This is a genomic window from Acrocarpospora pleiomorpha, from assembly GCF_009687885.1.
Taxonomy (GTDB): domain Bacteria; phylum Actinomycetota; class Actinomycetes; order Streptosporangiales; family Streptosporangiaceae; genus Acrocarpospora; species Acrocarpospora pleiomorpha.
Genome location: NZ_BLAF01000016.1, coordinates 94,223 through 118,671 on the forward strand (window position 1 = coordinate 94,223; position 24,449 = coordinate 118,671).

Sequence of the window (24,449 nt, forward strand, 5' to 3'; positions counted from 1 at the left end):
CGAATCCGCGATCTTGGACGCCAAGCAGGTTTCGGCGTCGGCCAGGCCCGCAACCGCACCGCCCGCGCCGTCCAGCGCACCGTCCCCTTCGGCCTGGCCGCCCAGACGTTGACGATCTGCTGGTATGCCCTGCACGGCCGGCACGAGCGCGACCTGGCCGCCCATCGGGATGCCCGCCCCTGGTATGCCAGCAAGACCACCGTCTCCATCGCCGACGCCCACGCCGCCCTGCGCCGCACCCTCATCGCCACCAAATATCGAGCAGGTCACCCTGACCAGCTAAAACCCCAGGAAATCCTGGCCGACCTACTGGCCTGGGAAGACGTCGCGTGACTCCCATTCAGAACAGCGAAAGTCGAGAATAGAACCGTCCGTAGTAGTTGATCTAAGGCGATCATAGGTTTCTGCAATTTTGAAATTCGCTGACCTGCGGCAACACGGCTCTTCGAGTGCAGAAACCCGTGATCTTGTTAGATCCAGCCCCGCAACTGGGGCCGGATGGTCCGCGAGAACGCGGTCGGCGTCACGCTGAATCCCTGGCCGGTGATCGCTCCGGCGGCCCTGGTCGTGCTGCTCGCGGTGGCCTTCTCCATCGTGATCGACCGGCTGGCCGCCCGTACCGGAACCGGACTGCCCGAGGTCGTGACGGTGTGAACTCCCCGATCGTCGTCGAAGGGCTGAGCGTGAGTTCCGCCACCGCGACCGTCCTCGACCGGGTCAGCCTGCGGATCGGCGCCCGCTGACCCAGGCCGCCGTACAGTTGGCGATGAGCGCCCTGGTCCGCGGCCGGACCGTCGTCGTCATCGCCCACCGCCTGTCGACCGTCATCGGCGCCGACCAGATCCTCGTCATGGACCACGGCCGCGTCGCCGAACGCGGCACCCACCTGGACCTGCTGCGCGCCGGCGGCCGATACGCGCGGATGTGGGCGGCCCAGACGCTACCGGAAGGAGCCCGGCGATGATCCGGCAGCTCATCGGCATGCTGAAATGGTCTCCACCGCGACCTGTTCGTCGCAGATCCGGTCGAGCAGGGCCGACTCGTGGCTGATGACGACCATGCCGAGGCCACGCTCACGGACGATCTCCAGCAGCCGATGCCAGATCGCCGCCTGCGTGATCGCGTCGAACATGGCCGTCATCTCGTCGGCGACGAGATACCGGGTGGCGGGGTGGAGAGCGCGCGCGATACAAAAGCGCTGGAGTTCGCCACCCGACAGTTCGCCGGGCCGGCGGTCGGACCACTCCGGCTTGATGCCGAGCCGGTCGAGCGTCTCCTGCGGCACCTCGTGCGACTCCCCGAGCACCGAGCGCATCCGCCACGTGCGGTTGACAGCGCGTTCCGGATGTTGGTGGATCAGCTGGACCGGACGGAAGGCGCGGCGGGGCAGTGGGGTCCCGTCGACCATGATCCCGCCGGACCGGGGCCGGATGTCACCGGCCAGGAGCGCGCCGAACGTGGACTTGCCGGTGCCGCTGGGCCCGGTGATCCCGACCACCGAGCCGGCCTCCACCCGGAAAGTGGCGTCGTGGAACAACGGCCGTCCACCGGGGTAGGCGAAGCCGAGCCGGTCGACTACGAGTGCCATTCCGTGCCTCCTGGAGAGAATTGGTTCTGTGGTAGCGCACGCCACAGGTCGCGCGCGAAGGGATGGCGCAGGTCGGCGCCGTCGCCGGTGAAGGCGTCGGCGGTTTCCAGGGTCACCAGGCGGCCCTGGTTCATCACCGCCACCCGCCGGGCCACCGACACGGCCGAGCGGATGTCATGGGTGATCAGCAGTACGGCGACCCCGCTCGCCGCGAGTTCGCGGAGATGGCGGAGCACCTCCTCGACGGCTTCGGTGTGCAGGCCCGGCGTCGGCTCGTCGGCGATGATCAGGCGGACGGTGTCCCGGACGCTGGTCGCGAACAGGACCCGTCTGAGCATTCCGCCGGACAGTTGGTGCGGGTAGTGTCTGGCCACGTGGTGCTGCAGGTCGTAGCGGGCGAACAGCCGGCGCCGCTCGCGCTCGGCGATCGCCGGGTCCAGGCCGATCCGCACCTGGGCGCCGACCGGCATCAGCGGATCGAGGCTCGTCACCAACTGCGGGATGTAGGAGATCTCCCGGCCGAGCACGCGCCCGCGCCGGGCCGGGGTCAGCCGCGATCCCCGGAACAGGATCTCGCCGCCGGTCCGCGCGTTGTGCGGCAGGATGCCGAGGATGGCCTGGGCGAGCAGGGTCTTTCCCGATCCGCTCGCGCCGAGGACCGCGAGGATCTCCCCCTCGGCGACGTCGAGGTCCAGACCGGAGATGCCGGGGACCGTCCGGGTGCGCAGGCCTTTCGCGTACTGGACGAAGCTGACGTCGAGGCCGGAGACGGCCAGGACCGGTTCACTCATCGGGGTCTCATCCATGGGACGTGGCGGGGTCGAGCACGGTCCGGACGCGGTCGCCCAGGCGGGCGATGGCGAGCACGACCAGCAGGAGCGTGAGGCCGGGGAAGACCGCGAGCCACCACATCCCGCTGGATATGTGCGGCATGCCCTCCGACAGCAGGATGCCGATCGCCGGCGTCTGCGGGGAGAACCCGAATCCGAGGAAGGTGAGCGCGGCCTCGTGCAGGATCACGTGCGGGAACATGAGGACGAACCCCACCAGGAGCTGCGGCAGGATCAGCGGCGTCACGTGCCGCCAGGCGATGAACAACGGGGACCTCCCGAGTCCGCGCGACACGAGCATGAACTCCGCGCTCCTGATCTGCCGCACATCGGCTCTGACCAGCAACGCCAGTGACATCCAGTGGGTGAGAGCGATGCCCAGGACGATGCCGGGGACGCCGCCGCCGACCACGAAGGCCAGAAGGATCATGAAGATGAGGTGCGGAATGCCGATGGACAGGTCGATGACCCAGGAGACCAGGCCGTCCACCCATCTGCCGAAGAGCGCGGCGCAGATGCCGAGCACCGCCGAGATCACCGTGCTGATGGCTGCGGTGAGCATGCCGATGGCCAGTGAGAGCGCGAGCCCGTGCGCTGTTCTGGTGAACATGTCCCGGCCGAGATGGTCGGTCCCGAACAGGTGCCCGAGGCCGGGGGGCGACAACGGCGGGCCGGCGTTGGGCCGGATCTGGGCCGGGTCCAGGAGGAGACCTCCGGCGACGACGCAGGCGACCACGACGACCACGACGGCGAGCGAGGCCAGCAGGTCCCGCCGTGCACGTGGCCGTCGATCGGCGGATGTGGTCATGTCCGCCTCCGGACTCTCGGGTCGAGCGCGGCGTTGACGATGTCGGCGATCATGTTCCCGGCGAAGACGAACACCGCGCTGATCAGCACGATGCCGAGCAGCAGCGGGACGTCCCCGCCGAGCGCGGCCTCGGTCAGGGTCGAGCCGAGACCCGGATAGGAGAACACCGTCTCGGCCAGCACCGAACCTCCGAAGAGTTCTGAGAAGTACGCGAACTGAAGGGTCACCGCCGGTGCCGCCGAGTTGCGGAAGCCGTGATGGCGGAGGATCTGACCGGGACTCTCGCCTCGGGCGCGGGCGAAGGCGACGTAGTCGCTGTTCAGGACGTCGGTCATCTTCTCGCGCGTGTGCATGGCGATGTTCGCCACCCCGACCGCCGACAGGGTCAGCGCCGGCAGCACGAAGTGATGGACGCGCTCGGCGAAGGTGACCTCCTGCGCCGGGACTCCGTACGGCCCGGCAAGCCCCACCGGGAACCAGCCGAGCCAGACGGAGAACACGACCAGGAAGACGATGCCGAGCCAGAACGTGGGGGTCGAGGAGAGCGTGTAGCTATACCAGGAGACCGCACGGTCTACCAACCGTCCGCAGTGGGTGGCGGCCAGCACCCCCAGCGCGTAACCGAGGAGCCCGGACAGCAGCCAGGCCGCTCCCATGAGCGCCAGCGACGCGCCGAAGCGGGTGGCGATGACGTCGGCCACGGGGACCTTGTAGAGCGTCGAGACGCCGAGGTCCCCCTGGAGGATCGAGCCGGCCCAGGCCAGGTACTGCTCGACGGGCGGACGGTCGAGGCCCCAGTGTTCCCGGAGCCCGGCGTACTGCTCGTCGGTGAGGCCTACGTCCGCGCCGACATAGGCCTGGATCGGGTCGATCGGCGAGTTGCGGACGAGGGTGAAGGCCAGCGCCGACACCCCCGCCAGCAGGGTCGCCAGCCGGAGCAGGCGTAGAACGATCAGTTTCGGCATGTCACCGGGTGATCAGCTCGTCCAGTGCCACTGGACGAGGGTGTTGAACAGCGCCCACTCGTGCCCGTGGCCCTGGATCGGCTGGTCGCCGAGGTTCAGCCCGTCACGCACGAAGTAGAGGTGGTCGAGCCGCAGGAGCCAGATGATCGGAGTGTCGCCGTTCTCACCGGCGAAGCCGGTCTGGCCGTCCCACTGGGCCTGCTTCCAGAACTCGTTCGCCTTGTCCTGGGTGGTCGCCGACAGCGCCTGGTCGAGGTAGCCGTCGACCGTGGTGTTGGTGTACTGCGGCATGTTGTTGTAGCCGGAGTCGATGACCTTCGACGAGTACATCTCGTAGATCTGGTGGGGGTGATGGCGCCCGCCGCCCCAGGTCACGGCGTTGGCCTTGCCGTCGAGGTAGATGCCGTCCCAGGTGCTGCCCTTGGTCGTGATGGTGATGCCGAGAGCGCGCGCCTGCTCGGCAACCGCCAGCGCGAGGTCGCTGCGGAGCTGGTCGTCCGACGGGTAGAGCAGGGTGAACTCGGCCTTGCGCCCGTCCTTCTCGACGGTGCCGTCGCCGTCCGAGTCGCTCCACCCCGCGTCGGCGAGCACGCGCTTGGCGTCCTCGGTCCGGCCGTCCTCGAACACGACCTGGTCGTTGAACCAGGGCAGGCCGTCGACGAGGCTGTAGGCGGGCCGGCCATGGCCCTGGAGCACGATCTGGGCGATCTGGTCACGATCGAGACCGATGTTCAACGCCTTCCTGATCGCCGGATCGGCGGTCACGTCGTTGCCCACGGAGACGTCGTTCGTCCGGATCTTGCCCTTGCCGCCGGCGGGCAGAGTGGGCAGGGTCAGCGCCCGGGAGTCGACGGTCTCGAAGCTCTGCAGGGTCATGCCGTCGATGCGCTGTCCGGCGAAGGCCGGCGGGGCGTAGGCGATGTCGACGGTCCCGGCGCGGGCGGCGGCGAGCGCCGCGTCCTCGCCCAGGACGAGGAAGGTGAGCTTGGTGAACTGCGGCCGCTGGCCGTACCAGTGCGGGTTGGCCTCCAGGATGAGCTGCTGGCCCACCTGGTAGTCGGCGACGACGTAGGGTCCGGAGCCGATCGGGTTGGCGGAGTAGTCCGTGCCGTAGTGCTTGGCCGGCAGGATCGGGATGTCCGAGAGCTGGCTGACAAAGGTCGAGCGCGGCTCCTTCAGATGGAAGTCGACGCGGGAGTCGTCACGAGCCTCCATCCGGTCCAGGAACGTCAGGTCGAACCGGGTGCCGTCCTTCTTCAGCGTGTCGTAGGTGAAGATGACGTCCTGCGCGGTGACCGGCTCGCCGTTGGACCAGCGCGCGTTGTCGCGCAGCGTGAAGCTCCAGGTCAGAGCGTCGTCGCTGACGGAGTAGTCAGACGCGAGGTCGCCCACGAAGTCGATGTTCTTGTCGACGGTGAGCAGGGAGCTGTGGATGAGCCGGATCTGCGCGGGCCGGGAACCCCAGCCCTTCAGCGGATCGAATTCGCCGCCGGCGACGTCACCGACCGCGATGACGAGTTCGGTGCCCCGGTTTCGCGGGTGATCCGGGGACGGTGCGCCGTCGTCGGCCTGCCCCCGCCAGGTGACCGCACCGGCGACGACCGCGACGACCGCGACGACGGCCATGGCGACCGGCCAGGCGCGGCGGGGCTTTCTGGGGGAGATTTTGTCATCTTGAGGCATGGAGCACCTCTGTTTCTGAAAGTTCTGAGAGGGGTGTTACGCATACGTACACGAACATAGTAATGGTATTCATTTTCATAGTTACCCGGCCCCCTGCGCTAGGGCTCCACGAACAACGCGGTGGCGGGCAACACCTGTTGAAGACGATCGTGAACCCGCCGCCTACGGTCGAGTGATGGACATGGACCGCCCCGCAGCGCTGGTGACCGGCGCGTCGGCCAGCATCGGCGCAGCCTTCGCCCGTGAGCTGGCCACTCGCGGCCACGACCTGGTGCTGGTGGCCCGCCGAGCCGAACCACTCCACGCGCTGGCCGCGGAGCTGAAGGACCGGCACGGCACGGCGACCGAGGTGCTGGCCGCCGACCTCACCGACCGCGCCCAGGCCACCGCCGTCGAAGAGCGGCTGGCCGATGCCGGCCGCCCCATCGACCTGCTGGTCAACAGCGCGGGCGCGCTGAGCACGGGGCTGTTCCCGAAACTGCCGATCGAGGACGAGGTACGCCAGGTCGAGCTCAACGCGATCGTGCCGATGCGGCTGACGCACAGCGTGCTGTCGGTGATGCTCGACCGGGGCAAGGGCTCGATCATCAACGTGTCGTCGATCGCGGGGGTGGCGCCGACCCCCTTCAGCGCCACCTACTGCGGCGGGTATTCGTTCCTGACCACCTTCAGCCAGTCCGTCGACCTGGAGGTGTGCAGGTACGGCGTGACGGTGACGGCGGTGCTGCCGGGCTTCACCGCGGCCGAGGCCGATCCCGCGCGCCGCATCCAGGCGGCCGATCGGGTGGTGCGCGAGGCGCTGGCGGCGAACGCGGCCGGGCGCGCGGTGTGCGTGCCCGGCCTGCGCAACAAGAGGGCGGCGGCCTTCGCCCGGCTGGCCCCGCGCCGACTGGTGCGTTTCGTGATGCGGGCGGCCCAGGACTCCTGACGCCCGCCGATCACGGCCGGGGCCGGACCGGCGGGCGACCACCTCACACCGGACGGCCGGTGATCTCGTCCTCGTCTGATCCGTCCACCATGCCGCCCACCTGGCGGGCCAGCAGCCGCACGTAGGCGCCGCCCTCGGCCACGAGTTCGTCGTGGGAGCCCGTCTCGGCGACCCGGCCGCGATCGAGCACCACGATGCGGTCGGCCGAGCGGATGGTGGACAGCCGGTGGGCGATCAGCAGCGTGGTGCGGCCCTGCCGGACCGCCCGTACCGCCGCCTGGAGCGCCTCCTCGTTCTCCGCGTCGAGGTTGGAGACCGCCTCGTCGAGGATGAGGATCGGGCAGTCGCGCAGGAGCGCGCGGGCGATCGCGATGCGCTGGCGCTGCCCGCCTGACAGCTGCGCGCCCCGCTCGCCGCAGACCGTGTCGTAGCCGTCCGGCAGTTGGTCGGCGAACTCGTCCACGCGCGCCTGCCGGGCCGCCTCGACGACCTCGTCGTCGGTGGCGTCGGGGCGGCCGAGCCGGATGTTCTCCTTCACCGATCGGTTGAACAAGTAGACGTCCTGCGGCACGATCGCCACCATCTCGCGGATGTACTGCTGGGGCAGCGTGCGCAGGTCGCGCCCGCCGATCGTGACCGCGCCCGCCCCGGCGTCCCAGAAACGCAGCAGCAGGTGGGCGCAGGTGGACTTGCCGGCCCCCGAGTGCCCGACGAGGGCGACGGTCTCGCCGGGCCGTACCTCGAAGCGGGCGCCGTCGAGAGCGGGCGCGGCGTCCGGGGAGTAGGAGAACCGCACGTCCCTGAACTCCACGTGGGCGGTCAGCGGCTGCTCGGGGGCGCGGGCGTCGCCGTCGTCGACGATGGGCCGCTGCCTGCTGACCGCGAAGATGCGCCGGGAGGCCGCCCGGATCTGCCCCAGCGCCCGTGCGGTGCCGGTTACCTCGATGACCGGCCCGAACGCCGACACCGCGAGGATCACCACGGCAGGCAGCAGCGGCAGAGGCACGTCACCCGAGGCGACCAGGACCGCGGCCACCACGAGCACGGACGTGAAGCCACCCGCGACCAGCCCGTCGGTGACCGCCTGCTCGACCCCCGACCGGCGGCCGTAGGCGAGCTGGCTGGCCTGGAGGGTGCGGGTGCGTTCCCGCAGCCGCCGCGCGTAGTCCTCGCCGCGCCCGAAAGTGACGAGTTCGCGCATGCCCTGCACGCCGTCGACGACCTCGGCGCCCAGCACGCCGAGTTCCTCGCGCAGCTTCCGGCCCTGCTCGTCGGCCACCCTGGCCAGCCACACCGGCACGGTGGCCAGCAGGATCAGGAAGACGGCGACCACCAGCGCGGGCAGCGGGTGGAAGACGGCCAGCACGGCCGTGGAGATGACCGCGACCAGCGCGGCCACGGCGTAGTCGATGATCGTGTGAGCGTAGAACCACTCGGTGGTCTCCACGTCGGCCATGACGGTGCCCGCCAGGTCGCCGCTACGGCGGCCCAGGAGGTAACCGGGGGCGCGTCGTTCCAGTCCGTCGAAGAGCCGTACCCGCATGATCGCCAGCAACCGGTAGGCCAGGTCGTGCGCCACCCACATCTGCCACCATCGGGCCAGCGCGGCGGCGACGACCAGTACGACGAGCATCCAGAACGTCGTCGAAAGCGAGCCTGCGCCGGAGCCGGTGATCGCCGTGCCGACCATCCAGGCGCCCACGGCGGCGGCCGCGACGCCCAGGCCGTGCGACAGCAGGCCGGACAGCAGGGTCAGCGCGGCCAGCACCGGGCGGCCGAACACCATGGGGATCAGGGCCAGGATCGGCCGGGCCGGTACGACGTCGGTGGTCTGCGCGCTCATGCCGTCACCTCCTGGGCGGCCACGAGCCGGGCGTAGTCGCCGTCGAGTCTCATCAGTTCGCGGTGGTCGCCGATCTCGCGGACCTCGCCGTCGCGCATGAGCACGATCCGGTCGGCCTCGCGGACGGTGGACAGCCGGTGCGCGACCACGAGCGTGGTGCGCCCGGCGGTGACGCGGGCCAGCGCGTCCTGGATGAGGGCCTCCCCGGCCGCGTCCACGCTGGAGGTGGCCTCGTCCAGCACCAGGATCGGAGCGTCCTTGAGCAGGGCGCGGGCGATCGCGATGCGCTGGCGCTGGCCGCCCGAGAGGGTCAGCCCGCGCTCGCTCACCGCGGTGGCGTAGCCGTCGGGCAGGCCGGCGATGAAGTCGTGAATGCTGGCAGCCTTCGCGGCCGCCACGACCTCCTCGTCGGTGGCGCCGGGGCGGCCGAGGCGGATGTTGTCGGCGACGGTGCCGGTGAACAGGTAGGTGTCCTGGGCGACCACGGCCACCATCGCGCGCAGGTCGGCGAGCGCCGCCTCGCGCACGTCAACGCCGCCGATGCGCACGCTCCCCTCGGTGACGTCGAAGTAGCGCAGCAGCAGCGCGACGAGCGTCGTCTTGCCCGCGCCCGACGGCCCGACCACGGCGACGGTCTCGCCCGGCTCGATGTCCAGCGTGAAGGCACGCACCGCCGGGTGCTCGCGGCCCGGGTAGCGGAAGGTGACGTTGTCGAAGCTGACCCGCGCGTCGCCCAGCGGCCTCGGCCGGTCGGGCTCGGTCACCAACTGGTCGGCCCGCAGCAGTTCGTCGATCTGCTTGCTGGAGGAGATGCCGCTGTATCCGGCATGCCAGTACTTGGACAGGTCGCCCAGCGGGCGGAAGCACTCGCGGGCGAGCACCAGCACGATCAGCAGGGTGAGCACGTCGACCGAGCCCGCCGCCAGCCGCATCGCCCCCACGCCGACCGCCAGGGCCGGCCCGGCCAGCAGGCCGAACGTGGTCACGCCGCTGTCGACCAGGGAGACCCCGAGCTGGCGCATCGTGGCCTTGCGCAACTCCTCGGCGCGCTGCGACAAGGTTACCCGCTCCCTGGCCGAGGCGTTGAAGGCCTTGAGCGTGGCCATGCCCTGCATCACGTCGAGGTAGTCGGAGCTGAGCCGGCCGTAGGCCTGCCAGTTCTCGTCGCCCTTGCGGGCCAGCGCCTTGTCCAGCAGGCGCGGCCCGAGCAGGATCAGCACGATGCAGACCGCGATCAGCGCGACCGAGATCGGATCGCGGGTGGCCAGGTAGACCAGGATGCCGACCGGGCCGATCAGGCACAACGCCACGGTCGGCAGATAGCGGCTGTAGTAGGCCTCCAGCGCCTCGACCCCGTCGACGAGCACCGTGCGGACGTCACCGCTGCGCTTCAGGGTCAGGTAGCCGGGCCCGAGGAGCAGCAGCTTGTCGTAGAGCCTGCCGCGGACGCGCTCCTTCACGGCCTGGGCCGTGCGCTGCGCCGCGACCTCGGCCAGCACGAGCAGCGCCAGCCTGACGGCCACCGCCACGGCCAGCCAGACCAGGAGCCAGACGCCGGACTCCAGGCCCTGGCCGGTGAGAAGGCGGGCGAGCACCTGGGCCACGAGCAGGCCCTGGGCGATGTGGGTCGCGGTCACGGCCAGGCCCAGCAGGATGTTGACGGTCAGGGGGAAGCGGATGTCGCCTGCCAGCGCCAGCAGGCGGCCATGCACCATCATGTCGGTCTCCGTCTCCGGCGCCGTGGCGCCAGGGCTCAGGTGTAGAGCTCCTCGTCGTGTTCGTTGATCTGGATCAGCAGCCCGTCGGGATCGGCGAAGACGACCGAGCGGCCGAACGCCTCGTCGGAGACGCCGCGCACGGGTTCGACGCCCGCCTCCCCCATCCGCTCGACTAGATCGTCCAGCGGCGCCGGGCTGACCAGGCAGAGCGTCACCCCGCCGGCGGGCACGGCGGTGTCGGGCTCGGCCGGCTCCGCGCCGGGCGGGCCCGGGTGGGCGGCGTGCAGGGCGATGAGCCCTCCCCCGGGGGCGGCGAGCTCGGCCCATTTCCCGCTACGCCCCTTGGCCCGGACGGTCAGCCCGAGCGTCTGGTAGAAGCCCAGCGACCGTTCCACGTCCGAGGCGTAGACCACGGGCATCACGATCATGACTGCTCGTCCTCCGTCTCTCCGAGCCTGCTCAGGTGGTCGAGCAGGGCCTGCTCCACCAGCGCCGACAGGGTGACCCCGTGGTCGATGGCGGCGTGTTTGACCGCCCTGATCAGTTCGGGCGGGAGGTAGACGTTGAACTGCTGGCGTTTCATAGCTTGCTAGCATACTAGCATCCGCCTGGTTCGAGGACACCCGCCTTCATCGGCCGCACCCGATCGCAGAGCACCCGCAGCATGTTCTCGTCGTGGCTGACCAGCACCAGCGCGGTGCCACCCGCCGCCACCTGCTTGAACAGGCGCAGGATCCCGGCCACGGTGGTGACGTCCAGCGCGCTGGTCGGCTCGTCGGCGACGACTGCGGCCGGCGCGGCCGCCAGCGCCCTGGCGATCGCCACCCGCTGGCACTGCCCGATCGACAGCTCCGACGGCGTCGCCTCCAGGTCGAGTCCGCTCAGGCCGACCGCCGCCAGCCGCTCACCGGCCAGCGCGCGCCGCTCGGCCCCGGACGCTCGCCGGATGATCGCCACCGGCTCGGTGACGCTGCGCCAGATCGGCCAGCGCACGTCCAGGCTGCTGAACGGGTTCTGGAAGATCGGCATCACATAGCCGGGACGGGGCGGGCGGCGGTGCCGCATGCCATATCGGCGCACCCAGGCGGGGGCGCCGCCCAGCAGCACCTCGCCGGTGTCGGGCGGCTCGATCGCGGCGAGCAGGCGCAGCAGCGTGGACTTGCCCGAGCCGGAGGCCCCGTAGATGCCGACGATCTCGCCCTCGCGCACAATCAGGTGGGCCTCGCGGAGCGCCGCGGTGGTGGCGTAGCGGCGGCTGACCCCGACGGCCTCGATGACCGGCTGCTCAGCCATGGCTCACCGCCCAGCAGGCGACGCCGTCGCGCATCGGCGGGACCTCGTCGGCGCAGCGCTCCCGCACGACGGGGCAGCGGGCCGCGAACGGGCACCCGGGGATCGTCTCCGTGGGAGCGGGGGGCCGGCCGGGCAGCGGCTCCGGCAGCCCCGCGCCCGGCCTCGGCACCGAGGCGACCAGCGCCGCCGTGTAGGGATGGCGGGGCGCGGCCAGCACCCCGGCCGCGTCGCCCACCTCCACCAGGCGCCCGCCGTACAGCACCCCGACCCGATCGGCGTGCTCGGCGATCAGAGCCAGGTCGTGGCTGATCAGGAGCAGGCTCGGGCTCGCCGCCCGCAGCGTGGTCAGCACCGAACCGGCCAGATCGGCGTCAAGCGCGCTGGTGGGCTCGTCGGCCACAACCAGTCTGGGCCGGTGAGCGACGGCCGCGGCGATGGTGGCCCGCTGGAGCATGCCGCCGCTCCACTGGTGGGGCCAGTCGCGTAACCGGACGGCCGCGTCGGGGATGCCCATCTCGGCCACCAGCCGGGCCACCGCCCCCGGCGGCGGGGTCCGGCGGTGCGCCCGCCACGCCTGCGCGACGTGGTGGCCCACCCGGCGCAGCGGGTCGAAGGCGGTGACCGGGTCTTGCGGCACGTACCCCACCTCGATCCCGCGCACGGCCCGCAGGGTGCGCTTCGGCGCGCCGACGAGCTCGACCCCGCCGACCCGGATCGAGCCCGCGCACCGGGCGTCCGGCGGCAGCAGCCCGAGCACCGCCCGGGCCAGCGACGTCTTCCCACAGCCCGACTCGCCCGCGAGCGCGAACGACTCGCCCGGCGCCACGCTCAGGTCGACCCCGCGCACGGCGCGGCCGCCGCCCGGATACCGCACGTCCAGCCCTGAGATGGTCAGCGCCGCCTCGCTCATCGCGCCCTCCGGGGGTCGGATACCTCCGCGGCGGCCTCGCCCAGCAGGATCGCGGCCAGGATGACCAGGACGATCGCCGCGGACGGGGCGAGCAGCAGCCACGGCGCCTGGGTCAGGTAGAGCCGGGAGTCGGACAGCATGACCCCCCACTCGGCGTCGGGCGGCTGCGCGCCAAGGCCGAGGAAGGACAGCCCGGTCACCGCCATGATCGTGTGCCCGACGTCGAGGGCGGCGACCACCATCACGTGGGTGGCCGCGCCCGGCAGCAGGTGCGCCACGGCGGCCCGCGGCCAGCCCGCCCCGGCCAGCCTCGCGGTGACCACGTCGGGCCGCTCGCGGCCCGACCGCACGTAGCTGCGCGCCAGCCGGGCGTACGGCGGCCAGGCCGTCGCCGCCAGCGCGATCACCAGGTTGCCGAAGCCCGGCCCGAGCGCGCCGAGCAGGGCCAGGGTCAGCACCACGCCGGGCACGGCGAGCGCCATGTCCACCGCCCGCATCGCGACCACGTCGATGAGCCCGCCGGCGACCCCGGCCAGGGTGCCCACGATCAGCCCGGCGGCGACGCTGATCACCAGCACCAGCGCGGTCGCCAGCAGGGAACGGCTGCCGCCGTCGAGCAGGCGGGCGAGCTGGTCGCGGCCGAACTGGTCGGTGCCGAGCCAGTGGGCCGCGCTCGGGCCGCTCAGCACGTTGTCGAAGTCGGCCACGTCCGGCGCGTACGGCACCAGCGCCGGCCCGGCCAGGATGCCAAGCGCCCCCAGCACCAGGATGACCAGCGCGGCGCGGGCGTCGCGGCGTTTCAGCAGCCGGGCGAGCACCCCCCGGGCGGGCGGGGCGGTCGGCTCGGCCGGGGCCAGGCCGCGTCCGGTCAGGATGGTCATCGGCCGCTCCCCTCACGCAGTCTGGGATCGATCAGCGCGGTCGCCACGTCGGCGAGCAGGCTGATCGTGACCCAGGCCAGGCTCATTACCAGTGCGAAGCCTTGCACGACCGGCAGGTCTCTGGCCGTGACGGCCAGCACGATCTCGCGGCCCAGCCCCGGCCAGGAGAACACGTTCTCCACCACCGCCGCGCCGCCCAGCAGGAAACCAACCGTCATCGCCAGCACGGTGACGAACGGCACCGACGCGTTGGGCAGGGCGTGCACCACCAGCGCCCTGGCCCGGGAGGTGCCCCGCGCCGCGGCGACGGTGACGTGCTCGGACCGCAGCCCCTCCAGCAGGCCGCCACGCAGCAGCCGAGACCAGCGGGCGATCGGATACAGCGCCAGCGCGGCGGCGGGCAGCCACACCTGCGACCAGCTGCCGTCGCTGACCACGCTCCCCGCGCCCAGACGTACGATCACGAACTCGATCAGCAGCAGCCCCGCCACGAACGACGGCAGCGCGGCCCCCAGCAGCGCGATGTAACGTCCGGCCGCGTCCGGCCAGCGCCCGGGAGCCGCCGCACCCGCCAGCGCGAGCGGCAGCGAGACCACCAGGGCGAGCAGGACGGTGGCGAGCGTCAGCCGCAGCGTCGCCGGGGCGCGTTCGGCGATGACCCGCGTCACCGGCAGGTTCAGCCGGGTCGATTGGCCGAGGTCGCCCCGGACGACGCCGCCGAGCCAGCGCACGTACTGCTCGGGCAGCGGGCGGTCCAGGCCCAGGTCGGCGCGGGCCCGGGCGAGCTGTTCCTCCGTCGGCGCGGAAACGTGCCGCGCCTGGAGGTAACGCACGGCGGGGTCGCCGGGGGCGAGCGGGAGCAGGCCCCAGACCACCACGCTGGCCAGCAGCGCGGTGATCAGGGCCTGTCCGGTCCGTCTCGCCAGAGAAGGGATCACTGGCGTACGCTGAGCGCCGCATCGATGAAGACGAACCCGGCGTCGGGGACGAAGTCCGCGAAGGGCGCGCTGACCACGGCGTCGACCGCCTTGAAGCCCAGCACCGCCGCGTAGGCCTTCTCGGAGATCAGGGTCTGCGCCTTGCCCAGATCCGCGCCGGCCTCCTCAAGCGTGGTCGACTGGAGGGTGCCGATCAGCCCGTCGAGCTCGGGGTCCTTGACCCCGCCGAAGTTGGCGCCGCCCTGGCTGCCCAGCCAGGCGGCCATCGAGTCGACCAGGTTGGGGCCGTCGAGCAGCACGAACAGGGTGGTGATCGTCCACTCCGCGGGCCAGGCCTTGGAGTCGTAGGCGTCGTCGACGCGTGCCATGGCGAGGTCGATGCCGAGCGGGCGCATCTGCTCGCGCAGGGCGATGCCGAACGCCTCCAGTTCGCTGTCGCCCGACTGGAAGAGGTAGGTCACGCGCAGCGGCTTGCCGTCCTTGGCCCGGATGCCGTCGGCGCCCGCCTGCCAGCCCGCCTGGTCCAGCAGCGCCGCGGCGGCCGCCGGGTCGGTGCGCTGGGTCGTGACAGCGAACGGCAGCGCCCCCGGCGCCACCGAGCCGGCCTGCGCGTAGACGCCGCCTCCGGCCACCACCGCGGGCAGCTTGGCGTAGTCGACGCCGAGCATGAACGCCTGCCGTACCGCGAGGTCGTCGAAGGGCGGGCGGGCCAGGTTGAACTGGGCGAAGACGCCGCGGTTGGCGACGGTCGCCCGCTTGTAGGTGAACGGCCCGCCCTGGGTGGCCGTCCGGGCGGTCTCGGCGGGCGGGGTGATCGCGATGTCGGCCTCACCGCTGCGCACCGCCGACACACGGGCGGTGGCGTCGGGCATGGCGAGCACCTTCACCCCCGTCAAGGCCGGCTTGGTCCCCCAGTAGCCGGGGAAGGCCTCGGCCGAGATCGACTGCTGGTCGACGGCGACCGGCTTGAAGGGGCCGGTGTAGATCCCGGCGGCGAGCAACTTGGCGTTGTCGTCGCCGGCCTGCTCGGCGGCGGCCACGTCGTAGATCATGTAGTAGCGCACCAGTGAGGCCAGGTCGCGCGGGACGGCCGCGCTGGGCTGCGGTGAGGTGAAGGTGACCTCCAGCGGGCCGGTCGCCTCGATCTCCGCCTTGGCGATGGAGTCGGTGCCGTACCCCTGGGTGACCCGCTTCTCCAGGGCCGCCACCACGGCCTTGGCGTCGACCGCCTTGCCGCTGTGGAAGGTGACCCCTTCGCGCAGCGTCACCCGCCAGGTCTTCGGGTCGGTCCGCTCGAAGGAGGAGGCCAGCCACGGCTCGATCGTGCCGTCGGGGCGGGCCCGCAGCAGGTGCTCGGCGACGCCGTAACTGGCCAGGGCGTAGTGCCAGAAGCCGTCGGGCTTCAGGCTCACGCCGGTCTCGGGCACCGCGATGCGCACCTCGGTGGGGGCGGGCGAACTCGTGGCCGAACCGGCGGCCGGACTGTCGGCCGGATCCGCGGCGCAGGCGGGCGCTGCTATCAGTAACGCGGCCAGCAGGGCGCGAGCCAGACGGCTGCGGCCCTGCGGCCGGGCGGGCTTGTTCATATACGTGCTCCTCGCCGATCGAAATGCCGGATCGATGAGGTAGTCGATGGTTACGCCGCCCAGGTTCCAGGCCCTTACGGTCGCCGTGTCAGCACATGGTGCGCGAGCCGGTCGGCCGCCGTCGGCAGCCCGTCCCAGCTCATCGGCAGGAGGGCTGGACCCTCTACACGAACCAGGTAACGCCGCAGCTCATCAGCAAGATGAGGGGCGCCCGCCGCGACCAGTTCGGCGGCCCGTTCGATGAGTTCGGGCTCCGGCCTGCCCAGGACCGGTGCCAGGGCCGCGCTCTGCCCCGGCCACCGGCAGACGTAGGGGTAGCTGCGGGCGGACAGCCGCTCCGTGGCCAGGACCGTGCTGATCGTGCAGCCCGGCTGGACGAACGGGGTGATCCGGGCCGCCGCGCATTCGTGCAGCGTGCTCATCCCGGCCGGGATGAGCACGTGCCGGGCCGACCGCAGAAGCGCGGCGTACTCGGCCGGGGGCACTGCGGCGCGCACCTCCACGGCCGGGTGGGCCCGCCACCGCGGCGGCACCAGGTCCACGAGATCCCTGCTGCCGCCCACGACCACCACGTGCGCCAGGCCCGCCTCCACGAGCACAGGCAGCGCGGTGAAGAGGAACGAGCGGGCGAACGCGCCGACGTGATCGGCGCCACCCGGCATGGCCATGCCGCCGAACGCGACCACGGCCAGGCCGGACCGGGGCTGCGCCGGCTCCGACCACAGTTCGTGGTCGATGAGCGGCGCGACCGGCTCACCGTGCCGGGGCCGCGCGAACCCGGCCTCCACCAGGTGGAAGCGCAGCCGCGCCGGATCGGGCAGCGCGGCCGGCCGGGCCAGCGGCCACATCCAGTCCAGTACGTCCACCACGCCGACCTCGTGCCCTTGCTCCACCGCCCAGGCGGCGAACTCGGGATTGGTGACCGAGACGACCAGCGAGCCGGGCGGCAACAGCCCGGCGCATCCCTGCGGCCACAGCGTGTCCGCGTCGTGCCAGGTGTAGGCCGGCCGCTCCCGTTGCAGGAAGCGGGCCGAGTCGCCGGTGGCCAGCACGTGCACGTCCTCCGCCGGGATCCGGGCGAGGGCGCGCAGTGCCGTGACGGCCGGCCCGAACCCGAGGTTGGGCACCTCGACGTAGATCGTCATGCGTGCGGCAGCGGGAAGTAGTTCAGCTTCTCCTCGGGCAGCGGCGCCTCCCGCCAGCCCAGGCTCACGGGGTGCTGCTGGATCCGGCCCCGGCCGAGGAAGGGGAAGGCGGCCGGGAAGTTCGGCACCAGACCGGGGATCAGCACCCGCACCACGCGCAGCCCCGCCTTGGCCACGTCCTGCGTGGTCAGCTCCACGTAGACGATCTCGTAGCCGCGCGACTCCACCAGCCGCCGGTAGGTCTCCAGCGACCGGTCTGGCAGGCTCGGGATCTCGTCCATGCGCCGGCTGACCGGCACGTCGAGCCACGGGCGCACCCGCTCGGCGGCGCGCGGGTCGAGGAAGACCTGCTGCTGGCACATCAGGTCGTTGACGTCGCGGAAGTCCGGGTCGTAGCTGTCGAGGTAGGCCCGGTCGCCCCGCCACGGCTTCAGCGGCGCGCTCACCCATCCCTCGGCGATGGCCGTATAGGTGAGCCCGCTGGGGTCGTCCAGGTCGCGGCTGCCGTCCTGCAGCGTCAGCGCCTCGGTCCAGGCCTTGCGCGCCGCCTCGACGGGGTCGGGGCGGGCGGCGAAGCCCACGTTGAGCAGGCCCTCGCGGCGGTTCTCCAGCACCCCGGCCATGACCGGGACGCCGAACTCGTTGTCCAGGTGGATGAGCCAGGCCCGCTGCCCCAGCTCGGTCGGCTTGCCCGCCCACAGCGCCGCCAGTTCCGGCCCTGGGTCGACGGCGGGCAGCGGGTGCGCGTTCATCCACCAGATCATGGTGATGTCCCGCTCGATGATCTCCTCGATGCCGGAGGCCAGCGCCCACTCCAGCGACGGGCCCGCGGCGATGCCCGGGTAGTAGAGGTAATTGGTCGGCGGGACCTGCGCGTAGTCGTCCATGTACCAGTTGACATAGACCGTGCTGGCCGGAACCCAGACGTCGCGGTCGTGGGTGAGCGAGCGCCCGCGCACCCAGTGCGTGCTCAGGTCCCGGTCGAACCGGACGAACGGGAAACCGGGCGAGTCGTATAGCCGGTCGGAGTAGAGCACCAACCGCTCCGGGTCGATCGCATGCTGGCCTCGGAGCTCGTCGTAGGACGCCTCCCGTACGTCGACCTTGTCGGTGACGCAGTTGCCGCAGTAGCGCTCCACGGCCTCGCCGATCGCCGACAGCCGGGCCCCCTCCGGGTCGCCGAACCTGCTGCCGCCGCACACGATGTTGTTGGCCCAGGTGTAGAGCCGGCGCATGTCGGCCACGTTGCTCTGCACGGTCACCAGGTCGTGCGGGATCGACTCGGAGTGCGGGAAGACGGGCAGGCCGGTGATCAGACCGGTGCGCTCGTCCACGAGCGCCTCCTGGTCGAACGGCTGGCCCGGATCGCGTAACGGCCGGTCGGGCAGCGGCAACAGCGGGTGCCGGACGCTCTCCAGCGTCAGCGGGTTGAGCTCCAGTTCGCCCCACGGCAGCCGGGCCGGGCCGCCGTCCAGCCAGCGGGCCACGTCCACCATGAAGCCAGCGATCATCCAGCGCAGCTCGCCGTCGTCCGGGAGGGCTGGATGGCCGTACTCCGCGGGGGCCATCAGCGCCGCCTCGACCTCTGGCTGTTCGGCGGCGGTGATCCTGCGGCCGAGCAGGTCACGGTAGTCGGGAGTGCTGCCAGGGTCGACGGCCGGGCCCGCCCAGCCGCGTCCCTGGTCCAGGTGGAACTGCGCCCACCGCACCCCGGCCGCCGCGCACAGGTCGTTGAGCCATTCGAGGAAGGCCACGTCGAGCCGGTCGCGCAGGGCCACGACCGCGACCGTGCCCGGCGCAGATCCGGCCAGCGCGGCGTCGAGGTCGCCGGGGGTGGCGACCGTGAGCGCGGCGTGAGCGGCCGCGAGCTCGACGAGTGCCGCGTCGCCGACGGCGAGCAGTCGCACGCCCGTCGTCGCGCCGCCCTCGTCGTCGCCCAGGCATCCGGTCTCACGCAGGTGGGCGAGCAGTTCGCCGTACGCCTGCGGGTCGGGGGTCTGGCGGGCTAAGTCGTCGTACGACCGGCTGCCGTCACAGCGGTCGAGCAGCTCCCGGATCGCCGGCAGCGGTGCCGCGATCTCGAAGACGGCCCCCGAGGGGGTGGTGACCAGGGTGGCCTCGTCACCGAGTGAACGGAGTTCGACACTGACCACGCGCGGCCCGGCTGCCATCGTTTCTCTCCTCCAGGATCTGGTGGGTCGCCCGAAAAAGAGAGCCGGAGACCGTACGGTGACGGCCTCCGGCCCCTGCCCGCTTACTTGCTCCAGGAGAAGGAGGGCGCGAGGCTCGTGTGGTGGTTGTGCGGGGCGAGGAGCTTGGCCACGCGCTTCTTGGCGATGTGCTTGATCATGGCGATTCCCTTCTTCGGATGGGATGACTGCACCCATTTCGGGCACGCGGCACAAGCTATGTCGGGCCGGAAGCGATGTCTTCCACCGTGCGCTGGCTTCACAGACGCGCTTTGTTGGGGTTTAACAGCGCGGTCACCACATTTGTGGAATCGCCGTCCCGGTTCTCGTCCTGTGTTGATGACGTCGTCCACGGCTGCTGAAAGGGACACGGGGTCACCGGCCCGGCAGTGCGGCGATCAGGCCGTGGCGATAAGCGAAGGCGACGGCCTGGGCGCGGCTGGTGACGCCGATCTTGGCTGACATGTGATGAATGTGGGAGCGCACGGTGGCCTTCGACAGCCGCAGCGCCGACGCGATCTCGCCGTCGTTCAGCCCTCTGGCCAGCATCGACAGCACCTCACGCTCCCGGCCGGTGAGCCGGGCGACCTCTTGCGGCACCTGCGCGGTGAGCGGTCCCGCCGTCATCGCCCAGTCGAGCAGCCGCCTGGTCATCGACGGCGTCAGGCATGCCTGACCGGCCGCCACCACCCGGACCGCCCGGCCCAGTTCCGAGGCGGTGGAGTCCTTGCCGACCACGCCACGCGCTCCCGCACGCAGCAGGTCCAGCAGCCTGCTCTCGTGCTCGGGCGCCGCCATCAGCAGCACCCGGGGCGACGCGTCGGGCCCGAGAGCGGTCAGCTTGTGCACCACCCCTGCCAGGTCGCCGTCGTCGTCGGAGACCCCGAGCAGCACGATGTCCGGTAGCACCTTCCTGGCGTGCCTGATCGCCTCAGCGGCGTCACCGGTCTCGCTGACGATCTGAATGTCGGGCTCTCCGGACAGGTAGGCGCGTACGCCCGCCAGCACCAGCGTCTGCCTGTCACAGGCCAGGATGCGGATTCCCACGCCGACTCTAGATCTCGCCGGACCGCGGCCGCCCTCGGGTGCTTTTCCTACGGCACGTTCCCATGCTCCACCCCCGTGTCCCCGATACCTCGGCAGCCACTCACCTCAGATGGTCGTCGCCCACACGCGCGGAGTTCCCTGCGGATTTCCGCCGATCGGCCTCCGACAGCGACGCCAGGAGGCTCTCACGGGCTCTGGCCACCCGCGACCTGATCGTCCCGACCGGGCAGCCGCACACCTGGGCGGCCTCTTCGTAGGACAGGCCGTGCACCTGGGTGAGCACGAACGCCTCGCGCTTGGCGTGCGGCAGCTCCGCGATCAGCATGCGGAGTTCGACCTCACCCGCCGGGTGGGTCACCGGTTCCTCATGGGCCGTATATGCCTGGAACTTCGCGTCCAGGCGGCGCAGGCGCGTTCTCTTCCTGATCGCGTCGGCCACCACCCGCCGGGCGATCGACAGCAGCCAGGTCCTGGCGCTGGCCTCGCCGCGATAGCGCCGCAACGCCACACAGACCCGGGCGTAGGTCTCCTGGGTGAGGTCATCGGCGCTGTCGACGTCGGCCAGGGTGGCGCAGAACCGCCACACCTCCGGCGATGAAGCGACGACGAACTCCCGGAACCGCTGTTCGTCGTCATACCTCGCCGCGAAGGCGAGGCGCGTCAGCTCATCCATTGGATTCACCTTCTGACGGCCGGAGATGATGGCGGGAAGCGACGTAGGCCGCCGGAACCGGGCGCGTCCCGAGGACGACTACCCGGAGAAAGAAGCGAGGGAGACATGAGATGCGCGCGGGCACGTGAGGCCATATCCGCATTGCTGGACGGCGCGGAGCCTGGCGTCGGCCTCCACCGGCTACGCATCCACCTCGACCGATGCCCGGTGTGCGTCGACTGGCTGAGCGGGGCCGCCGGTCTCGGCCGCGCGCTGCGCGCGATGCCGGCGGCGCCGGCACCCGATCTCACCGACCGGATCATGCGCGGCCTGACCGGACCACCACCCAAGCCGGCGTGGCCGCTCCGGCTGGCACGGACGCTGGCGGGCGCGATCGCGGTCTGCCAGATCGTGATCGGGTACGCGATGGTGGTGGCGCCCTCGCTGGTGCTCCACGAGGGTGGCGCGAGCCACGAGCTCAAGGAGATCGGCGCGTTCAACCTGGCGATCGGCGTCGGCTTCCTCACTGCCGCGCTCCGGCCCCGCTCGGTGTGGGGGGTGCTGCCCGCGGCCACCGCCGGCGCCATGATCCTCACCGGCACCGCCCTGTGGGACCTGGGGAACGCGCAGGTGGTCACGTTGCGCGAAGCGCACCACCTGTTCGTGGTCGCCGGCTGGATGGCGCTGCTCTGGCTGGCGGTGCTCATGCGGAACCCGCCGGACACCGGCCAGGCACGCGGGGGCGGCTTTCCCGCCACGTCCGGCGGGGGCGGCGCGGCCGCGTCACCGGGCGCGACTGCCTGACCACCCCGGCGTCAGAGGTTCGCACGCTGCGGGCACCTATCCATCGGCGGAAATGCTCTACCTGGCTTCCGTTCAGATGTATCACAATCATTTCCAAATGGATACGGTTATCATTCCTGACCATATTTCAGGAAAAGCGGTCCATATCCATGACCGCTGACTCGCCGGCCCGACAGGCACCGTCGGGGCTGACGCCCGGGGAAGCGCACCAGGGATGGGCCGGTCATCGACGTCCAGCCCATCCTGGCAGGAGCGTCTCAGAGAAGGCCGCGCCGGTAGGCGGCGATCAGGCGGCGGGGCACCAGAACTCGGCGTCCGTCGATCACGATGGGCACCAGGTCCGGGGCGACGGCCTTCCACTGGGCCCGGCGGTACCGGGTGTTGCTACGGGAGGTCCTGCGTTTGGGGACGGCCACGGCTACCAGCTCGCCTTCGTCACGCCGGGCAGTTCGCCCCGGTGGGCCATCTCGCGGAACCGGATCCGGGAGATGCCGAACTTGGTGAGGTGGCCGCGTGGGCGTCCGTCGACCGAGTCGAGGAGAGAAGGTCTGATGGCCAAGAAGAGCAAGATCGCCGCCAACGAACGCCGCAGGATCGTCGTCGCCCGGTACGCCACCCGCAGGGCCGAACTGAAGGAGGTCATCCGCACCGGCAGCCCCGATGAGAAGGCGGCGGCCTACGAGAACTGGGCCGGCAGCCCCGCGACGCCAGCGCCACCCGGGTGCGCAACCTCTGGCCCGGATGCGCGCCACCGCCGCCTCGACCCCGATCTTGTCCACGGTCTTGATCGCGCGAGTGCTGAGGGTGAGGCGGACGTGCCGGTTCTCGCTGGGGAGCCAGTAGCGGCGGTGCTGGATGTTGGGGTTCCACCGGCGGCGGGTGCGCCGGTGGGAGTGAGAGACGTTGTTGCCGAAGGCGGGCTTGACTCCGGTGAGCTGGCAGTGGGCCGACATCAGGTCCTCCCGTAGCGCTGGTTGAAGCGCTCGACCCGGCCGGCGGTGTCCAGCACCCGGCTCTTGCCGGTGTAGAACGGGTGACTCGCCGCGGAGACGTCGACGTCCACCACGGGATAGACGTTGCCGTCCGCCCACTCGATCGTCTTGTCGCTGGTCACCGTCGAGCGGGTCAGGAAGGCGAACCCGGCGCTCGGGTCACGGAAGACCACGGGGTGGTAGTCGGGGTGGACGCCCTTCTTCATCGTTCCTCCCGGAACTCGACGTGCCTGCGCACGATCGGGTCGTACTTGCTGAGAGTGAGCCGGTCGGGGTCGTTGCGGCGGTTCTTGCGGGTCACGTAGGTGTAGCCGGTTCCTGCGGTCGAGCGCAGCTTGATCACCGGGCGCAGTTCGTTTCTGGCCAAGGTCGGGTCCTTCCTTCGGGCGCGATCATGCAATGATAATGATAATTGTTTTCAATTGCTACTTGAGAAGATGCCATGGCCACCCCCGTCGTCCTGGTCGTCGGCCTGCACTCCACGGCCCGCTCCGCCACCGTCGACCACCTCCTGGCTGCCCACCCCGGCGCGGTGGCCGTCCACCACGACCTGCGTGTGGTCTCCTCAGGCCGGGTCGAGCGCACCGTACGCGACGCCTCCGGCGTGCTGGAGCGGGCCGAGGTACGGCTGGCGCACGGGTGCGTCTCCTGCACGGTCAGGGAGGATCTGGTGCCGGAGCTGATCCGGCGCGCCGCCGCCGCACCCCTGCTCGTCGTCGACCTCTGGGATTCGGTCGAACCGCGCACGGTGGCCGAGGCGCTCGACGCCGGGGAGGTACGCGCGGCCCTGCGTCTGACGTGCGTGGCGACTGCCCTGCACACCGAGCACCTGCCGATCGACATCGCCCGGGGCGAGCGCATGTCGGAGACGGGCCAGGGCGCGACCGGCGATCAGCGATACCTGGCCGAAGTGCTGGCCCGGCAGGTGGAGTACGCCACCGCCCTGATCCTGCACGGCGGCGACGAGGAAGACCACGACCTCTCACGTGCCCTGCTGAGCCATCTCGCGCCCGCCACCCCGGTTTTCGCCGCCGAGCCGCCCGACGTGACCGGCCCCGCCCTCTGCACCCGGATGCTGGCCGAACGCGTCGACCCCGCCACCGCCGTGCTCCCCTGCGACGCACGGGACGGCGAGGTCACCACCGTCGTCTGGCACCGGCTTCGCCCGCTGCACCCCGGCCGCCTCTACGAGGCCCTCGACGAACTGGTCACCCAGACGGTCCGGTCGCGTGGCCGGTTCTGGCTGGCCACGCGGCACGAGCGCCTGCTCGGCTGGGACGCCGTGGCGGGCGGGATGTCGGTCCAGGACGCCGGCCCGTGGCTGGCCGCGCTGCCCGAGGCGGCCTGGGACCTGGTCTCCCCCGCCCGCCGCGCGGCCGCCGCCCTCGACTGGACCAGCCACTTCGGTGACCGCGTTCAGCACCTGGTCTTCGTCGGGCCTGACCTGGACCGCGAACGTATCCACGGCCTGCTCGACTCCTGCCTGCTGACCCCGGACGAGACCGTGGCGGGCTCGTCCGCGTGGGCCCGTTACGAGGACCCCTTCGCGCCGCTGCTCGACCTGCAAGAGATCACATGAAAGACCCCGAAATAAGCCCTAACTTGTCCAAGCGCGGCGGTGGCCCAGCTTCGCATGCTGCGGGCACCTA

The 24,449-nt window shown here is 71.3% G+C and carries 28 protein-coding genes and 2 pseudogenes; 7 read left to right on the plus strand and 23 right to left on the minus strand.

The annotated features are described in order from the left end of the window. Positions 1-108: 108 nt before the first annotated feature. The 3 genes from Aple_RS52780 to Aple_RS16180 all read left to right on the plus strand — a co-directional run bounded on the left by Aple_RS52780 (position 109) and on the right by Aple_RS16180 (position 964). Positions 109-333, plus strand: coding sequence for a hypothetical protein (locus Aple_RS52780; protein WP_174889834.1), 225 nt, complete (start codon positions 109-111; stop codon positions 331-333). Positions 334-498: 165 nt separating this feature from the next. After that, positions 499-654 carry a hypothetical protein gene (locus Aple_RS16175; protein ID WP_155345421.1) on the plus strand — a complete coding sequence of 52 codons (156 nt, stop codon included), beginning with the start codon at positions 499-501 and terminating at the stop codon, positions 652-654. Between the two features lie 112 nt (positions 655-766). Then, positions 767-964 carry a hypothetical protein gene (locus Aple_RS16180; RefSeq protein ID WP_174889835.1) on the plus strand — a complete coding sequence of 66 codons (198 nt, stop codon included), beginning with the start codon at positions 767-769 and terminating at the stop codon, positions 962-964. Between the two features lie 9 nt (positions 965-973). On the opposite strand, the gene Aple_RS16185 is transcribed toward Aple_RS16180, so the two are convergent. Genes Aple_RS16185 through Aple_RS16205 form a run of 5 tightly spaced genes read right to left on the minus strand, consistent with a single transcriptional unit; the run spans position 974 to position 5,874 of the window. Further along, the gene (locus tag Aple_RS16185; protein WP_155345422.1) at positions 974-1,588 is read right to left on the minus strand and encodes an ABC transporter ATP-binding protein; all 615 of its coding nucleotides are present in this window, start codon (positions 1,586-1,588) and stop codon (positions 974-976) included. Next, a complete protein-coding gene (locus tag Aple_RS16190; RefSeq protein WP_155345423.1) occupies positions 1,576-2,379 on the minus strand; it encodes an ATP-binding cassette domain-containing protein in 804 nt (267 codons plus the stop codon). The genes Aple_RS16185 and Aple_RS16190 overlap by 13 nt, the downstream gene beginning before the upstream one ends. Positions 2,380-2,386: 7 nt before the next feature. Next, entirely contained in the window at positions 2,387-3,226 is an 840-nt protein-coding gene (locus tag Aple_RS16195; protein WP_155345424.1) for an ABC transporter permease, read from the minus strand. After that, on the minus strand, positions 3,223-4,191 hold the full coding sequence (locus Aple_RS16200) for an ABC transporter permease (protein ID WP_155345425.1): 969 nt from the start codon (positions 4,189-4,191) through the stop codon (positions 3,223-3,225). The genes Aple_RS16195 and Aple_RS16200 overlap by 4 nt, the downstream gene beginning before the upstream one ends. A 12-nt stretch (positions 4,192-4,203) precedes the next feature. After that, the gene (locus Aple_RS16205; RefSeq protein WP_155345426.1) at positions 4,204-5,874 is read right to left on the minus strand and encodes an ABC transporter substrate-binding protein; all 1,671 of its coding nucleotides are present in this window, start codon (positions 5,872-5,874) and stop codon (positions 4,204-4,206) included. Between the two features lie 175 nt (positions 5,875-6,049). Between Aple_RS16205 and Aple_RS16210 the strand changes: the two genes are divergently transcribed. Then, positions 6,050-6,802: an SDR family NAD(P)-dependent oxidoreductase gene (locus tag Aple_RS16210; RefSeq protein ID WP_155345427.1), complete on the plus strand. Its 753-nt coding sequence runs from the start codon at positions 6,050-6,052 to the stop codon at positions 6,800-6,802. Between the two features lie 43 nt (positions 6,803-6,845). On the opposite strand, the gene cydC is transcribed toward Aple_RS16210, so the two are convergent. From cydC to Aple_RS16275, 13 genes are all read right to left on the minus strand, one after another. Beyond that, the gene (gene cydC / locus Aple_RS16215; protein WP_155345428.1) at positions 6,846-8,645 is read right to left on the minus strand and encodes a thiol reductant ABC exporter subunit CydC; all 1,800 of its coding nucleotides are present in this window, start codon (positions 8,643-8,645) and stop codon (positions 6,846-6,848) included. Beyond that, positions 8,642-10,363 (minus strand): thiol reductant ABC exporter subunit CydD, encoded by a 1,722-nt coding sequence (gene cydD, locus Aple_RS16220; protein ID WP_155345429.1) that lies wholly within the window; start codon positions 10,361-10,363, stop codon positions 8,642-8,644. The genes cydC and cydD overlap by 4 nt, the downstream gene beginning before the upstream one ends. 35 nt (positions 10,364-10,398) lie before the next feature. Continuing rightward, positions 10,399-10,791 (minus strand): VOC family protein, encoded by a 393-nt coding sequence (locus tag Aple_RS16225; protein ID WP_155345430.1) that lies wholly within the window; start codon positions 10,789-10,791, stop codon positions 10,399-10,401. Continuing rightward, on the minus strand, positions 10,788-10,946 hold the full coding sequence (locus Aple_RS16230) for a ribbon-helix-helix domain-containing protein (RefSeq protein ID WP_155345431.1): 159 nt from the start codon (positions 10,944-10,946) through the stop codon (positions 10,788-10,790). Before Aple_RS16230 ends, Aple_RS16225 begins: the two co-directional genes overlap by 4 nt. Positions 10,947-10,960: 14 nt before the next feature. After that, the gene (locus tag Aple_RS16235; RefSeq protein WP_155345432.1) at positions 10,961-11,656 is read right to left on the minus strand and encodes an ATP-binding cassette domain-containing protein; all 696 of its coding nucleotides are present in this window, start codon (positions 11,654-11,656) and stop codon (positions 10,961-10,963) included. Beyond that, positions 11,649-12,566, minus strand: a complete 918-nt coding sequence (locus Aple_RS16240) for an ABC transporter ATP-binding protein (RefSeq protein WP_155345433.1) — start codon at positions 12,564-12,566, stop codon at positions 11,649-11,651. Before Aple_RS16240 ends, Aple_RS16235 begins: the two co-directional genes overlap by 8 nt. Beyond that, complete coding sequence (locus Aple_RS16245; RefSeq protein ID WP_218038349.1) at positions 12,563-13,447, minus strand: ABC transporter permease; 885 nt, start codon at positions 13,445-13,447, stop codon at positions 12,563-12,565. Before Aple_RS16245 ends, Aple_RS16240 begins: the two co-directional genes overlap by 4 nt. Then, a complete protein-coding gene (locus Aple_RS16250; protein ID WP_155345434.1) occupies positions 13,444-14,385 on the minus strand; it encodes an ABC transporter permease in 942 nt (313 codons plus the stop codon). The genes Aple_RS16245 and Aple_RS16250 overlap by 4 nt, the downstream gene beginning before the upstream one ends. After that, complete coding sequence (locus tag Aple_RS16255) at positions 14,382-15,971, minus strand: ABC transporter substrate-binding protein (RefSeq protein ID WP_155345435.1); 1,590 nt, start codon at positions 15,969-15,971, stop codon at positions 14,382-14,384. The genes Aple_RS16250 and Aple_RS16255 overlap by 4 nt, the downstream gene beginning before the upstream one ends. A 74-nt stretch (positions 15,972-16,045) precedes the next feature. Next, a complete protein-coding gene (locus Aple_RS16260) occupies positions 16,046-17,116 on the minus strand; it encodes a hypothetical protein (RefSeq protein WP_155345436.1) in 1,071 nt (356 codons plus the stop codon). Next, positions 17,113-19,287 (minus strand): YcaO-like family protein, encoded by a 2,175-nt coding sequence (locus Aple_RS16265; protein ID WP_155345437.1) that lies wholly within the window; start codon positions 19,285-19,287, stop codon positions 17,113-17,115. Before Aple_RS16265 ends, Aple_RS16260 begins: the two co-directional genes overlap by 4 nt. A 393-nt stretch (positions 19,288-19,680) precedes the next feature. Then, positions 19,681-20,352, minus strand: coding sequence for a response regulator transcription factor (locus Aple_RS54420; RefSeq protein ID WP_155345438.1), 672 nt, complete (start codon positions 20,350-20,352; stop codon positions 19,681-19,683). 100 nt (positions 20,353-20,452) lie between these two features. Further along, on the minus strand, positions 20,453-21,025 hold the full coding sequence (locus Aple_RS16275) for a sigma-70 family RNA polymerase sigma factor (protein WP_218038350.1): 573 nt from the start codon (positions 21,023-21,025) through the stop codon (positions 20,453-20,455). 105 nt (positions 21,026-21,130) lie between these two features. Here Aple_RS16275 and Aple_RS16280 point away from each other — a divergent pair, with 105 nt between their 5' ends. Then, positions 21,131-21,808 (plus strand): zf-HC2 domain-containing protein, encoded by a 678-nt coding sequence (locus Aple_RS16280; protein ID WP_155345440.1) that lies wholly within the window; start codon positions 21,131-21,133, stop codon positions 21,806-21,808. Between the two features lie 257 nt (positions 21,809-22,065). Here Aple_RS16280 and rpmF read toward each other — a convergent pair whose 3' ends face one another. Further along, positions 22,066-22,224, minus strand: a complete 159-nt coding sequence (gene rpmF, locus Aple_RS16285; protein WP_170321498.1) for a 50S ribosomal protein L32 — start codon at positions 22,222-22,224, stop codon at positions 22,066-22,068. Between the two features lie 2 nt (positions 22,225-22,226). Next, complete coding sequence (locus tag Aple_RS16290; protein ID WP_218038362.1) at positions 22,227-22,367, minus strand: uS14 family ribosomal protein; 141 nt, start codon at positions 22,365-22,367, stop codon at positions 22,227-22,229. Between Aple_RS16290 and Aple_RS56030 the strand changes: the two are divergent. Beyond that, positions 22,360-22,538: pseudogene (locus Aple_RS56030) on the plus strand (30S ribosomal protein S14); the annotation flags it as partial. The gene Aple_RS16290 and the pseudogene Aple_RS56030 overlap by 8 nt on opposite strands. Positions 22,539-22,638: 100 nt before the next feature. Here the strand turns inward: Aple_RS56030 and rpmB are convergent. The 3 genes and pseudogenes from rpmB to rpmG form a co-directional block, all read right to left on the minus strand. Next, a pseudogene (gene rpmB, locus Aple_RS56630) lies at positions 22,639-22,761 on the minus strand (50S ribosomal protein L28); the annotation flags it as partial. After that, positions 22,761-23,006, minus strand: coding sequence for a type B 50S ribosomal protein L31 (locus Aple_RS16305; RefSeq protein ID WP_155345442.1), 246 nt, complete (start codon positions 23,004-23,006; stop codon positions 22,761-22,763). The gene Aple_RS16305 and the pseudogene rpmB, both read right to left, overlap by 1 nt. Continuing rightward, positions 23,003-23,167, minus strand: a complete 165-nt coding sequence (gene rpmG, locus Aple_RS16310) for a 50S ribosomal protein L33 (RefSeq protein ID WP_062437287.1) — start codon at positions 23,165-23,167, stop codon at positions 23,003-23,005. The genes Aple_RS16305 and rpmG overlap by 4 nt, the downstream gene beginning before the upstream one ends. Positions 23,168-23,242: 75 nt before the next feature. Here rpmG and Aple_RS16315 point away from each other — a divergent pair, with 75 nt between their 5' ends. Beyond that, the gene (locus tag Aple_RS16315) at positions 23,243-24,379 is read left to right on the plus strand and encodes a CobW family GTP-binding protein (RefSeq protein ID WP_155345443.1); all 1,137 of its coding nucleotides are present in this window, start codon (positions 23,243-23,245) and stop codon (positions 24,377-24,379) included. The last annotated feature ends 70 nt before the right edge of the window (positions 24,380-24,449 follow it).